Here is a 13,961-nt window from a genome sequence, read left to right as displayed (position 1 = left end):
CGGCATCGCCGCCGAATTTGTCGGCGAGGTGAAGCTGTCGCCGTTCAGCGAGGCCGTTCGGCTCTATGGCCTCCGCCGCCGCTGATGGTCAGATGACCATCGCTTCCAGTCGTCCCGGCGCGGCAATGGTTAATGCGGCGGCGTCGCGGGTGATGATGCCGCGCCGCTCCAGCGCGGAAATCGCCCGCGATACCGTCTCGCGCGTGGTGTCGAGATCGGCGGCCATCTGCGACAGCACCGGCGCCGGGCTGATGACATGGCCGCCCTGCGCCCGGGCGCGGCGCAGCAATTCGGCGTGGATGCGCCCCGTCGCCGACAGGGTGGTGCGCGCGATCATCTGATCGACAAGGCCGTTCAGCCGCCGGATAAGTGACTGGGTCACCAGCATGCCCAGCGCCGCATGCTGTTCCATCAGCGCCAGGAAATCGGCGCCGCGAAATACCAGGCTGTGCGTCGGATCGAGCGCGGCGACTTCGGCGGGCTGGGCGCCGGTGCCGGCCGCCACCGCGCCGAACAGGTCGCTGGGCAGGAAATCATGCAGCGGTACCACGCGCCCTTCGGCGGTCAGATGCTGCGCGCGGGCGCGGCCCGCCAGCACGAGCCAGCTTTTATCGGTCGTCTCGCCCTGGGGCAGGATGACGTCGCCAGCCGTATAGCGCCTGTCAGCCCCGCGCGCCGCGATGCGCGCAGCCACATCGCCGCCGGGCAGCAATCGGCCGAGAACGGCGGTTAGGGTATCTGGCGCGGACATTGCCGCAAACGTCGCGGGATGTTGGCGAACGGTCAAGGGGGGAGTGCGCGTCAAAGCCGCGCCGTCGGACGAGTCAAAAAAGGGAGACCTTGAAAGCCGCCCTTTTTTGCGTCCCGTTCGTGCTTGCCGGAGTTCGTGTCCATCGCTGCGCGATGGCAACTGGCCCGGCTACGCAGCGAACTGGTTCATCGTATTGTGCGCGCCGCCGGCCTTGAGCGCCGCTTCACCAGCGAAATATTCCTTGTGATCATCGCCCAGGTCCGAGCCGGACATGTTCTGGTGCTTGACGCAGGCAATACCCTGACGGATTTCGGCGCGCTGGACGTTCTTCACGTAACCCAGCATGGCAGCGTCGCCGAAATATTCGCGCGCCAGATTATCCGTGGACAATGCGGCGGTGTGATAGGTCGGCAGCGTGATCAGATGGTGGAAGATACCCGAGCGACGGGCGCTGTCCGACTGGAAGGTGCGGATACGCTCATCGGCTTCGGCGCCAAGATCGGTGGCGTCATAATCGACGCTCATCAGCCGCGCGCGGTCGTAGCTGCTGACGTCCTTGCCGGCGGCAACCCAGGCATCATAGACTTGCTGGCGGAAATTCAGCGTCCAGTTGAAGCTGGGGCTGTTGTTGTACACCAGCTTGGCGTTCGGCACGACTTCGCGGATGCGGTCGACCATGCCGGCAATCTGTTCGATGTGCGGCTTTTCGGTTTCGATCCACAGCAGGTCGGCGCCGTTCTGCAGTGAGGTGATGCAATCGAGCACGCAGCGGTCCTCGCCCGTGCCGGCGCGGAACTGGAACAGGTTCGACGGCAGGCGCTTGGGGCGCATCAGCTTGCCGTCGCGGTTCAGGATGACATCGCCGTTGCGGGCAGTGGCGGGGTCGATTTCCTCGCAATCGAGAAAGCTGTTGTACTGGTCACCGATATCGCCGGGTGCGTTGGATACGGCAATCTGCTTGGTCAGGCCGGCGCCCAATGAATCGGTGCGCGTGACGATGATGCCGTCCTCGATGCCCAATTCCAGAAACGCATAGCGGCAGGCGCGGACCTTGGCGAGAAAGTCCTCATGCGGGACCGTGACCTTGCCGTCCTGGTGGCCGCACTGTTTTTCGTCCGAGACCTGGTTTTCGATCTGGAGCGCGCAGGCGCCGGCCTCGATCATCTTCTTGGCCAGCAGATAGGTGGCTTCGGCATTGCCGAAACCGGCGTCGATATCGGCGATGATCGGTACGACATGGGTCTGGTGACCCTCGATGGCGGCAAGCACCTGCTTGGCCTTGATCTGGTCGCCAGCGGCGCGGGCCGCATCAAGATCGCGGAACATCATGCCAAGCTCGCGGGCATCAGCCTGGCGAAGAAAGGTGTAAAGCTCCTCGATCAGCGCCGGGACGCTGGTCTTTTCGTGCATCGACTGGTCGGGCAGCGGGCCGAAATCGCTGCGCAGCGCCGCGATCATCCAGCCGGACAGATACAGATAACGCCGCTCGGTCGAACCGAAGTGCTTCTTGATGGAAATCATCTTCTGCTGGCCGATGAAGCCGTGCCAGCAGCCCAGCGACTGGGTGTAATTGGCGGGATCGGCGTCATAGGCGGCCATGTCGCGGCGCATGATGGCAGCGGTGTAACGGGCGATGTCCAAGCCGGTGCGGAACCGGTTCTGCAAGCGCATCCGGGCGACCGATTCGGCGCTGATGCCATCCCAGGTGCCGCCCTTGGTGTTGATCAGGGCGCCCGTCTGGTTGATATGGTCCTGGTACGACATGGAAAAAACTCCTGAAAATCCGTGTTTTGTGACGAAAATGCTTGCGGCGGGGCTGCATTGCCTGCTGCCTCCGCCGCATCCTCCCCTTTGTCTGCAATCAGCTGGCCAACATCGCTGTTGTCATGGCTCTGCCCCTGCGCTAGTGCGGCGTCAACGCGGTTCGTCAAAGAATCGTGTAGAAGTGTCTCATTTTCGCCCTCACATTCGGTCACATTGTAAAAATCTTGACAGAAATGCCTTTCTCGCATGCGCCGGTCATCGCCCCCGACAGCGATGGTCCTGGCCGCAAACTGTTTGCCGGCGCACGCATCCGGCGCATCCGCAGCAGTCGCGGCCTGACGCAGACGCGCATGGCCAGCGACCTTGGCGTTTCCGTCAGCTATCTCAACCTGATCGAACGCGACCAGCGGCCCTTGTCGGCATCGTTCCTGCTCAAACTTGCCAGCAGCTATGATATCGACATTCGGCAGCTCAGCGGCAGCGATGGCAGCGATCTGGCCGACGAATTATCACGGATTTTTACAGACCCGCGCCTTACCGGCATCGATGTGCCGCGTGCCGAACTGCGTGAACTCGCGGCACGCTCCCCCGGCATCGCCCAGGCACTGGTGCGGCTGGCCAGCACGGCACCGGCCGCCGCCCAGATCGCCCCCCAGCCGGGCCCGATCGATGCCGTCATCCGCATGATTGCCGACGCCGGCAACTACTTCCATACGCTTGATACCGCAGCAGAAATGCTGGCGGATGAACTGCGCCAGTCCGGCCCTGATCTGAATGCCGCTGTCGTGGACCGGCTGCGCGCCCGGCACGCCATCACCGTGCGGGCGATGCCGGCCGAGGTGCTGCCCAGCCATTTGCGCCGGCTCGACCTGCATGCCCGGCAACTGCAATTGTCGGAATCGCTGGATGCTGCCAGTCGGGGTTTTGCCGCAGCCGTCCAGCTTGTGCTGATCGAGCTCAAATCCGCCATTGCCGCGGCCATCACGGCCACCGGCATCACCGAGCCACTGGCGGCGCGCGCTGCGACTGTGGCGCTTGGCAAATACGCTGCTGCCGCGACCCTCATGCCCTATGTGCGTTTCCTGGCCGCATGCGAGGCCACCGGTTACGATGTCGAATTGCTGCAGGCGCGCTTCGGGCGCGGGCTTGAACAGGTGGCGCACCGGCTGACGACGTTGCACCGGCCCGGTGCGCGCGGCGTGCCGTTCTTTTTCCTGCGGGTTGACCGCGCCGGGACCATTTCCAAATCCTTCGCGCCCGGTGCTCCCCTTCTGCTGTCGTCGCCGTTGCCGATCGCCGGCGGCTGCGCGCTCTGGCACGTCTATGCCGCGTTTGACCGGCCCGGCGAGATCGGGCGCCAGCTTGTCGAGATGGAAGATGGTCAGCGATTTTTGACACTCGCGCGCACGGTTCGCACGGCTGCCATGCCCTGGGGCGCGGCGCGGCCGCAATTTGCCATCGGCATCGGCTGTGATGTGGCCCATGCCGGGCCGCTGTCATGGAGCGCCGGCGCCGATCTGTCCGGCCCCGCCACGCCGATTGGCCCCGGCTGCGCGGCATGCCACCGCGCCCAGTGCCGGCAACGCGGCGCGCCGCCGGCCGGCGCGCCACTGGCATTCGATGAACGCCAGCGCGGCCTCACTCCGTTTCGTTTCTCCGAAGATTGAAAGGCTTTCTCATGTCCCAATACCCCGCACTTGCCGGCGTGCACGTCCTTGGCGCCGTGCAGCCCGGCTATGAGACGATCCTCACGCCCCCGGCGCTGGCGTTCGTGGCGCAGCTCCACCGCATGTATGAAACCACGCGGCGTTCGCTGTTGACGGCGCGGATGCAGCACCAGGCCTGGTACAATCAGGGCGGTGAGATCGATTTTGCCGGTGAAATGTCGTCGGTGCGCGCAGACCCGAACTGGAAAGTGCGCCCCGCCCCGGCCGATCTGACCGACCGCCGTGTCGAGATCACCGGGCCTTGCGATCGCAAGATGGTCATCAACGCGCTGAATTCCGGTGCCAAATGCTTCATGGCCTGCCTTGAGGATGCCTCGGCACCGACATGGGACGTGATGGTGCAAGGCCAGGTCAATCTGCGCGATGCCGCCGCCGGCACGATCACGCTGGAAGACAAGGGCAAGTCTTACGCGCTCAATGCGCAGACCGCCGTGCTCATCGCCCGCCCGCGCGGCTGGCACCTGGATGAAGCGCACATGACGGTGGACGGGGAGCGCGTCTCCGGTGCCATCTTCGATTTCGGCCTGTACATGTTCCACAATGCCAAGGCGCTGATTGCGCGCGGCTCCGGCCCCTATTTCTACCTGCCCAAGCTGGAACATTATCTGGAGGCGCGGCTGTGGAACAACATCTTCATCACCGCCCAGTCGATGCTGGATCTGCCGCTGGGTACCATCCGCGCCACCGTGCTCATCGAAACCCTGCCCGGTGCCTTCATGGCCGAGGAAATCCTGTATGAACTGCGCGATCACATCACGGCGCTGAACTGCGGCCGCTGGGATTATATCTTCAGCTATATCAAGACGTTCCAGAACGATGCCTCCAAGCTGCTGCCCGACCGCGCCGCCGTCACCATGACCGTGCCGTTCATGGCGAAATATGCAGCCCATGTCGTGCGCACCTGCCACAAGCGCGGCGCCCATGCGATGGGCGGCATGAGCGCCTTCATCCCCGTCAAGGACGATGAAGCTGCTAATGAAAAGGCTTATTCCGCCGTGCGCGCCGACAAGGAGCGCGAGGCGACGCTTGGCCATGACGGCACATGGGTGGCGCATCCGGGCCTGGTCGGGGTGGCGCGCGACGTGTTCGACCGGCTGATGCCCGGCCCCAACCAGCTGCATGTCATACCGGCAGGCAGTGCGACGGCCGCCGACCTGATCACGCCGCCGCAGGGCCCGCGCACGCTGGCCGGACTCACCAACAACATCAACGTCGGCATCGGGTACATTGCCGCCTGGCTGCGCGGCCAGGGCGCCGTGCCGCTGCACAACCTGATGGAAGACGCCGCCACCGCCGAAATCAGCCGCACGCAGCTTTGGCAGTGGAAAAAGGCCGGCGCGTCACTCGATTCCGGCGAAAAGGTCGATGCCGATCTCATAAACCGCGTGACCGACGAACAGCTTGCGGTGTGGAAGGCGCAGGTTGGCGACAATTTCTTCGCTGGCGGCAAATACACCGAAGCCGCCGAAGTGTTCCGCACGCTGACGCTGGCCGACAAGCTGGAGCCGTTCCTGACGGTCCCGGCCTATGAGCATTACTTCGCGCGTTAGGAAGTTGCGGCTGCGTGCCTGCGGGCGCGCAGCTGCCAGCCAACGGCGCCGAAACCGGCCAGCAGCATTGCCCAATTGCGCGGTTCCGGCACGTTTGCGATGACGCTGATGGTCAGATTGTCCATCTGCAGCACGTTGTTGGTGTAAAAGACGAAATATTGCAGTGGCGCATCCGGTGTCACGATGTTGTGCCCCACTGCAATGCTGCCCGACATGGACTGAGAGTTCCGGGTGCGCCCGAACCATTGGCCCGGCGCCGTCGAATCGAAAGCAAAACGGCTCGCCAGCCGGAACGGCGAGAATGACGCGCCAACTGGCGTGAAATATGTAACCCCGCCTGCATCGTAGTTGAACCCCTGCAACGTGATGTCACCCACGGTGAAGAAACCGCCCGGCTGGGGCGAATCAAAATCGAAGAACACATCGAACTGGGTGACTGCCTGTGCCGACGACGCGGCGAAAAGGCAGGCAGCGATGACAACAGGAAGCCTGGACTTCATCATCCAGTAACCATAGCACGGATCGGCGCCGCACAACATGCGTGCGCGCCTGCTGAATCCGCTAAGGTGCTCGCAGCATCGCCGTCACTTCGATCTCGATGCGCATTGCGGGGTCGATCAGGTCGCAGAATACCACGCTCGATGCGGGCGGATTGGCGCCAAAAGCACCGCGCAGATGCGGCCAGCACGGCTCGAAATCGGCGCGGTCGGGCAGATAATAGGTGACGCGCACAACATGGGCAAAATCGCTGCCGGCGTCTGCCAGCGCCTTGCCGATGATGGCCAGTGCCTGCGCGCATTGGCCGGGCGCATCGGCCGGCATTTTGCCGGTATCGGGATTGCGACCGACCGTGCCGGCGATGAACACGAATGGCGGTGCTACCACGGCGCGGCAATAACCGACCTTGGCCTCCCACGGCGCCCCGCTGGAGATTCTCCGGATCAGTCCGCTCATCCGGGTCCTATCTGGGCGGGTAGGTGAGCAGCGCGCTGTTGCTCATGGCGTTGGCTGCGGCCATCGCCGTGCCCAAGCCCATCACAGCGCCGGATCCGGCCTGGCCGCCCGGTTGCAGGGGCGGCAATGGCGTTCCGGCCAGCACCACGGCGGCGTCAGGCGCCAGGATCGTGGCCAGCCGGTCCATGACGCTGTCGGACAGGTCGTCAGGCTCGGCAAAATTGGCGGCGACAGTGGTCTCGATGCCCAGCCGCCGCCGGTTCAGCACATCGAAACCGATACTGAGCAGTTCGCCGACATTGCTGTCGCGGCCCATCCGGCTCGGCCCGCCCAGCACAACGGCAATCAACCGCTTGCCATTCTGCACGGCCGATGCGGCTAGGGTAAAGCCGGCTGTCTGGGTAAAGCCGGTCTTGATGCCATCGACGCCGGCCATCGTCTTGAGCAGGTGGTTGTGATTGGCGATGGCCTGGCCGCGATAGGCATAACTCGTTTGCGAGAACACCGGATACAGCACCGGAAAATCGCGGATCATGGCCCGAGACAGCACGGCGATATCACGCGCCGTGGTCAGGTGCCGCGAATCGCTGAGGCCGGATGCGTTGACAAAACGGGTCTGGGTCATGCCCAGCCGCCGCGCCGTGGCACTCATCCGTTCAGCGAACGCGTCCTCCGAGCCGGCAATGTGTTCCGCCAGCGCGACGGCGGCGTCATTGGCCGAGCGTGTCGCAATGGTGCCGATGGCATCGCGCACGCTGATGCTGCTACCGGGACGCAGCCAGATCTTGGAGGGGTCTTGGCGGGCGGCGTGTTTCGACACTGTGATGCGGTCATCTTCGCGCAGCCGCCCTGCCGCCATGTCCTCGAACGCCACATACAGCGTCATGACCTTGGTGATGGAGGCGGGTGCGCGCAACGTATCTGCCTGGCGGGCGTACAGCACCTCGCCGGTGTCATTGTCGATCAGGATGGCAGCATATTTCGCCTGGCCATACAGGCTGGCAGCAAGGGCCGGCAGCGACATCATCGCAGCCGTGATGGCAAGAACAGCGCCTATCAGTCTGTGACCCAATCGAAAATCCTCGAAGCTCCACGATCGTTATCTTAACAGAAGGGAGCGACTCGCGACAAGGCGCAGATAACGTATCTGCCTTCGCCCTGCCGCAGCACCGACTCGCTCCGGCGCTTTGACACAGCCGATGCGCGTCTCACGCGCGTCCCCCATTGCGCAGCGGCGCTGCATCTGTCATTCGCGCCGCGCCCATCATGACGCAGCCCCGCCGCACCTTCGCGATCATTTCGCACCCCGATGCTGGCAAAACCACGCTTACGGAAAAGCTGCTGCTGTTCGGCGGCGCCATCCATATGGCCGGTGAAGTGCGCGCACGTGGCCAGAACCGCCGGGCGCGGTCCGACTGGATGAAGATCGAGCAGGCGCGCGGCATATCGGTGACATCGAGCGTGATGACCTTCGAACGCGGCGGCACCGTGTTCAACCTGCTCGACACGCCCGGCCATGAGGATTTTTCCGAAGACACGTATCGCACGCTGACGGCTGTTGATTCCGCCGTCATGGTCATCGACGCGGCGCGCGGCATCGAGGCCCAGACCCGCAAGCTGTTCGAGGTCTGCCGGCTGCGCGATGTGCCGATCATCACCTTCATCAACAAGGTCGACCGCGAGGGGCTGGACCCGTTCGCACTGATCGACGAGATTGCCGATGTGCTGGCGCTGGACGTGGCGCCATTGAACTGGCCGGTGGGCATGGGCGGCGAATTTCACGGCCTTTATGATCTGCGCACCCATGATTTCCTGATGCCCGATGGTACGCCGTCGGGCGGCGCCGGAAAAACCGTGCGGCTGACCGGCCTCGATGATCCACGCATCGACACGCTTGCCGGCCCGGTGGCCGACCGGCTGCGCGACCAGGCCGAACTGGCGCTGGGCGGCTATGCGACGCTGGATGCCGAGAAATACCGGGCCGGCGCCCTGACCCCGGTGCTGTTCGGCTCCGCGCTCAAGGATTTCGGCGTCGAGGCATTGATCGACGCGCTGATGGAATTTGCACCCAGCCCGCGCCCGCAGCCCGCGCTGCCGGCGCCGGTAAAGCCTGATGACCCGCAGGTATCGGGCTTTGTGTTCAAGGTGCAGGCCAATATGAACCCGCAGCACCGCGACCGGATCGCGTTCCTGCGCATCGCGTCGGGGCGGTTCCGGCGCGGCATGAAATTGCGCCAGATGGCGACCGGCAAGATGATCGCCATCAATTCGCCGATCTTTTTCTTCGCCCAGGACCGCGAGATTGCCGACGAGGCGTTTCCGGGCGACATCATCGGCATTCCCAACCATGGCGTGCTGCGTGTCGGCGATTCGCTGGTGGAAAAGGACGATGTCACCTTTACGGGCATCCCCAATTTTGCGCCGGAAATCCTGCGCCGCGTGCGGCTGGACGATCCCACCAAGTCGAAACAGCTGCGCACCGCGCTGACCGACATGGCCGAGGAGGGTGTCACCCAGCTGTTCAAGCCCATGATCGGCAGCCAGTGGATCGTCGGTGTTGTCGGGCAGTTGCAGCTGGAAGTGCTGATCAGCCGGCTGGAGGCGGAATACCGCGTCGCCGCCAGCTTCGAGCCAAGCCCCTATGAAACCGCGCGCTGGATTTCGGGTGCGCCGGCCGATCTCAAGCGCTTCATGGAAGAAAGCCGCGGTGCCATGGCCGAGGACCGCGACGGCGGGCCGGTGTTCATGGCACGCGACAATTGGGAACTGAATTACGTCTCCCAGCGCGAGACAACGATCAAATTCTCCGCAACCCGGGAACGGGCATGACCGGGCTGTCCGCCTCCTCCGAAGCACCTCCCGAAGTACCTCCCCGTACTCGGTGGCAGCGTATCCGGCGCTGGCTGGTGCCGGGCATGGCCATAGCCGCCGGGCTGTTTACGGCGCTGGTCGTCTGGCTAGTGGTGACTACGCCGCTGGGCCGCGCGCTGGAGCCAGCCAAGTCCCCGGCGCTGGTGCTGACCGATAGCGAAGGGCGTCCGATTGCCCGGCGCGGCGACTACAAGGAAGCGCCGATCGAGATTGCCAAACTGCCCAAATACGTCCCCGCCGCGCTGGTCGCCATCGAGGACCGGCGGTTCTATGACCATATGGGCGTCGATCCTGTCGGCATCATGCGCGCCCTGTTCGCCAATGCCCGGGCCGGCGGCGTCTCGCAGGGCGGATCAACGCTGACCCAGCAGTTTGCCAAGACCAGCTTCCTGACTGCCGAGCGCTCGATCCGCCGCAAATTGCAGGAAGTCATCATCGCGCTTTATGTCGAGCAGCGATTGACTAAGGACGAGATCCTCGAACGCTATCTGTCGAGCGTGTATTTCGGCGATGGTGCCTTTGGCATCCGCGCCGCCGCCCGTGTCTATTTCGATACGACACCCGAGGAATTGACGCTGGGCGAGGCTGCAATGCTGGCCGGGCTGGTGCAGGCACCGTCCAGGCTGGCGCCGAGCCGGCATCTGAAGGATGCCCGCGAACGCGCCGCGCTGGTGCTGGCCGCCATGGTCGATACCGGGGCCATAACCGCAGCAGAGGCGAAAAAGGCCGTCCCCGCCCGCTATGTCCCCGGCCGCAAGTCGTTGCCGACGGGCAGTTATTTTGCCGATTGGGTGCTGCCGCAGGCACGCGATGCGATGACCGAAACGGCCTATGGCGAGATCATCGTGCGCACCACGCTCGACCATGATCTGCAAAAGCTGGCCGAACGCGCCGTCAAGGATGCGCTGGCCGGCGCACAGGGCCTGAATGTCAGCCAGGCCGCGTTGGTGGCGATGCGGCCCGATGGCACGGTCGTCGCCATGGTCGGCGGCACCGATTACAAGACCAGTTCCTTCAACCGCGCCACCCAGGCGCAGCGGCAACCGGGGTCGTCGTTCAAGCTGTTCGTCTATCTGGCCGCGCTCGACGCCGGGCTGACGCCGGGCGATATCGTCGAGGACACGCCGATCGTCATCGGCGACTATGCTCCCAAGAACGACGACCTGAAGTATCGCGGGCCGATCAGCCTCGCCACCGCCTTTGCCGCGTCGTCCAATGTCGCGGCGGTGCGGCTGGGGCAGATGGTGGGCGTGCCGGCCGTGGCGGCGCAGGTGCGAAAACTCGGCATCACTGGCGGGGTCAGCCTGTATCCGGCCATGGCGCTGGGCACGACTCCGATAACGCTGGTCGACATGACCCGCGCCTATGCCGCGCTCGCGTCCGGCAAGCGCCCGGTCATCGCAACCGGCCTGTGGAAGGCGCGGCCCGGCGAGGACCCGGACGAACCGCGCGAGATCGAGGCCATGGCTGATCCCGATGCCGCGGCTGCCACATGGCCCAGCCGCGAACCCATGCTCAAACTGCTGAATTCGGCGGTCAGGAACGGCACCGGCAACAAGGCCGCGCTCAACATCCCGACCTATGGCAAGACCGGCACCACCCAGAACCACCGAGATGCGCTGTTCATCGGCTTTGCCGGCGATCTGGTGGTCGGTGTCTGGGTCGGCAATGACGACAATTCGCCAATGGCCGGCAGCATCGTCGGTGGCAGCCTGCCGGCGCGGATGTGGAAACGCTTCATGGTCGATGCGCTGACCAAGGAAGGCAAGCTGCCGCGCGGACCAAGCCCCGAGGAATTGCTGATGCGCATGGAAAATTCGCTGGGCGCCGATGACACTGAAGCCATGCTGGATGCCATGGACAATGTCACCATCGATACTGGCGACGTTGAGGTGACCATCGACACGCCGCTGGTTCCGGACGAGCCACCGCCGATCGAAGCGCAGTAGCGATCTCGCCGGCATATTCTCGCCATCGGGCCTGTCAGCATCGGCAGGTGATCGCCCTGTGGCGCAGATGACGCGTGGCACTTCGCCAAAAGCCCCGCTAGACAGACGATATGCCTGCGCCTGAAAACCCCGTCGAAGATTTCCGCGCCGCCGTTGCCGCCGCGCTGCGGGCGCTTGGCCATGCACCGGACATCGAATTGTCATTCACCGCCGACAAGCCGGGCTGTTTCGGCGATTCGGCACGGGTGCCGCAGCCGAGCCGTGCGTTGCCGCCCGAACAGGTCGCCGAAGTGCGCGGCTGGGCCGACAGCTTTGCCCTGCGCCGCCGGTTTCACGATCCCAAGCTGCACGGCCAGGCCCAGCCGGATGCCGGCGCGGCCCGCGACGTTTGGAATGCTGTCGAACAGGCGCGCTTCGAAGCGCTGGGCAGCGCCGAAATGGCCGGCGTTGCAGTGAACCTGAACCGTATGACCGAAATGCGCGTGCGCGCCGACCCGATCGTGCGCGCACGGACTGCAGCCGAAGTGCCGCTGGCCACAGCGCTTGGCTTGATCGTGCGTGAACGGCTGACGGGCGCGCCGCCGCCGCGCGCCGCGCAAGCGGCAATGGAACTGGTGCAAGCCTACATCGAGGAACGCGCCGGCGGCCATCTCGATGAACTGGTGACGGCCATCGATGACCAGGCCGCATTCGCGCAGGTCATGCGCCGCGTGCTGTCCGATCTGGGGCTGGCCGAAGACCCGGACGCCGACAGCGACGAGGGCGAGGACAGCGACGACGCGCCCGAGGAGCAGCCCGACGAGGGCGAGGAGGGCGACGAGCAGGAACAGGGCGGGCAGGACCAGTCCACCGAAACCCGCGCACAGGACAGCGACGAACAATCCGAGGAAGGCGAAACCCGCGAGGTCGAGATGGACACCGACATGGTGTCCGACGCCGATATGGGTGACGAAGGCCAGGAAGGCATGATGCCTTGGCGGCCCAACCTGCCGACCAGCGACCTGCCGCCCGATTTCGAGTATCGCGCCTTTACCCACGCCTATGACGAAGTGGTCGGCGCCGATGACCTGTGTGATGCCGAGGAACTGACCCGGCTGCGCGGCTATCTGGATCAGCAGCTGATCCCGCTGCAATCGGCGGTCACCAAGCTGGCCAACCGGCTGCAACGCCGGCTGATGGCGCAGCAGAACCGCAGCTGGGATTTCGACCAGGAGGAGGGCCTGCTCGATGCCGCCCGGCTGGTGCGGATCGTCACCAATCCCGCCCATGCCCTCAGCTACAAGATTGAGCGGGACACCGAGTTTCGCGATACGGTGGTGACGCTGTTGATCGACAACAGCGGTTCGATGCGCGGGCGGCCGATCTCGATTGCCGCCATCTGCGCCGACATATTGGCGCGCACGCTGGAACGCTGCGCCGTCAAGACCGAGATCCTGGGTTTCACCACCCGAGCATGGAAGGGCGGCCAATCCCGCGAGAAATGGCTGGCCGAAGGGCGCAGCGCCAAGCCGGGGCGGCTGAATGACCTGCGCCACATCGTCTACAAACCGGCCGATGCACCGTGGCGCCGGGCACGCAAGAACCTTGGCCTGATGATGCGCGAGGGGCTGCTCAAGGAGAATATCGACGGCGAGGCGTTGCTCTGGGCCCATGACCGCCTGCTGGCTCGGCGCGAGGATCGCCGCATCCTGATGGTGATTTCCGATGGGGCGCCGGTGGATGATTCGACCCTGTCGGTCAACAGCGGCAATTATCTGGAACGCCATTTGCGCCAGGTTATCCGCACCATCGAAACGCGCTCGCCGGTCGAATTGATCGCGATCGGCATCGGCCATGACGTGACACGCTATTACAAGAGCGCGGTGACCATCATGGACGCCGAACAACTTGGCGGCACCATCATCGACCAGCTGGCCAGCCTGTTCGAATCCGATCCGCGTCCGCGGGCGCGCCGATGACCAGCCTTGGGCTGGCCCTGACATGACCAGCCTGTCGCTGGCTGGTACCTACGTTCGCGAGGTGAACGCCAGCATTGCCCGTATCCGTGAGAACGTACTGGACTGGGAACATCTGCCAGCGCTGCACGCCAGCAGCTTTGCCGCCTGTGAACTGGTGGACGAAGACGCCGACGGCTGGCGGGTGCGCCTGACGGCAGCGGGCGGCGGCCCGGCGCAGACGCTGAAACTGTTCATCGCACCCGACACCAGCCGCTACCGCGTTGTGACCGAAGCCGGCCCGGGCGCGACCAGCGAAATCCGCGTCACTGTCATGCAAACCGCGCCGCAGGCTTGCCAAGTCCATGTCGAATATCATGTGCCGATCAGCGACCCCGATGTGCTGGCGATGATCGGCAAGGGCTTTGTCGCCATATACCAGCAGCTGTGGGACGAAGACG

10 protein-coding genes and 1 pseudogene are annotated in these 13,961 nt (G+C 64.6%); 6 read left to right on the top strand and 5 right to left on the bottom strand.

Annotation, left to right across the window (positions count from 1 at the left end; all coding sequences use genetic code 11):
* Window positions 1-88 precede the first annotated feature (88 nt).
* Both RMQ73_RS04725 and RMQ73_RS04720 read right to left on the bottom strand, forming a co-directional pair.
* Window positions 89-751, bottom strand: coding sequence for a Crp/Fnr family transcriptional regulator (locus RMQ73_RS04725; RefSeq protein ID WP_310496908.1), 663 nt, complete (start codon window positions 749-751; stop codon window positions 89-91).
* A 168-nt stretch (window positions 752-919) separates the two neighbouring features.
* Window positions 920-2,515, bottom strand: coding sequence for an isocitrate lyase (locus RMQ73_RS04720; protein WP_310496907.1), 1,596 nt, complete (start codon window positions 2,513-2,515; stop codon window positions 920-922).
* Window positions 2,516-2,748: 233 nt separating this feature from the next.
* Here RMQ73_RS04720 and RMQ73_RS04715 point away from each other — a divergent pair, with 233 nt between their 5' ends.
* Window positions 2,749-4,182, top strand: a complete 1,434-nt coding sequence (locus RMQ73_RS04715; RefSeq protein ID WP_310496906.1) for a short-chain fatty acyl-CoA regulator family protein — start codon at window positions 2,749-2,751, stop codon at window positions 4,180-4,182.
* Window positions 4,183-4,193: 11 nt separating this feature from the next.
* Window positions 4,194-5,792 (top strand): malate synthase A, encoded by a 1,599-nt coding sequence (gene aceB / locus RMQ73_RS04710; RefSeq protein WP_310496905.1) that lies wholly within the window; start codon window positions 4,194-4,196, stop codon window positions 5,790-5,792.
* On the opposite strand, the pseudogene RMQ73_RS14235 reads toward aceB, so the two are convergent.
* The 3 genes and pseudogenes from RMQ73_RS14235 to RMQ73_RS04695 all read right to left on the bottom strand — a co-directional run.
* Window positions 5,789-5,893: pseudogene (locus tag RMQ73_RS14235) on the bottom strand (PEPxxWA-CTERM sorting domain-containing protein); the annotation flags it as partial. The gene aceB and the pseudogene RMQ73_RS14235 overlap by 4 nt on opposite strands.
* A 460-nt stretch (window positions 5,894-6,353) precedes the next feature.
* Window positions 6,354-6,746 (bottom strand): RidA family protein, encoded by a 393-nt coding sequence (locus RMQ73_RS04700; protein ID WP_310496903.1) that lies wholly within the window; start codon window positions 6,744-6,746, stop codon window positions 6,354-6,356.
* Window positions 6,747-6,753: 7 nt separating this feature from the next.
* Window positions 6,754-7,773 carry a D-alanyl-D-alanine carboxypeptidase family protein gene (locus RMQ73_RS04695; protein WP_310496902.1) on the bottom strand — a complete coding sequence of 340 codons (1,020 nt, stop codon included), beginning with the start codon at window positions 7,771-7,773 and terminating at the stop codon, window positions 6,754-6,756.
* A 239-nt stretch (window positions 7,774-8,012) separates the two neighbouring features.
* Between RMQ73_RS04695 and RMQ73_RS04690 the strand changes: the two genes are divergently transcribed.
* From RMQ73_RS04690 to RMQ73_RS04675, 4 genes are all read left to right on the top strand, one after another.
* The gene (locus tag RMQ73_RS04690; protein ID WP_310496901.1) at window positions 8,013-9,575 is read left to right on the top strand and encodes a peptide chain release factor 3; all 1,563 of its coding nucleotides are present in this window, start codon (window positions 8,013-8,015) and stop codon (window positions 9,573-9,575) included.
* Window positions 9,572-11,566, top strand: coding sequence for a PBP1A family penicillin-binding protein (locus RMQ73_RS04685; RefSeq protein ID WP_310496900.1), 1,995 nt, complete (start codon window positions 9,572-9,574; stop codon window positions 11,564-11,566). The genes RMQ73_RS04690 and RMQ73_RS04685 overlap by 4 nt, the downstream gene beginning before the upstream one ends.
* A 110-nt stretch (window positions 11,567-11,676) precedes the next feature.
* Window positions 11,677-13,524: a cobaltochelatase subunit CobT gene (cobT, locus tag RMQ73_RS04680; RefSeq protein ID WP_310496899.1), complete on the top strand. Its 1,848-nt coding sequence runs from the start codon at window positions 11,677-11,679 to the stop codon at window positions 13,522-13,524.
* Between the two features lie 22 nt (window positions 13,525-13,546).
* Window positions 13,547-13,961: hypothetical protein (locus tag RMQ73_RS04675; protein WP_310496898.1), on the top strand; the 415-nt coding region annotated here is incomplete at its 3' end.

The organism is Sandarakinorhabdus sp. (assembly GCF_031430775.1).
GTDB lineage: Bacteria > Pseudomonadota > Alphaproteobacteria > Sphingomonadales > Sphingomonadaceae > Sandarakinorhabdus.
The sequence above is the reverse complement of the archived record's forward strand: the minus strand, read 5'-3'. Positions and strand labels throughout refer to the sequence as shown.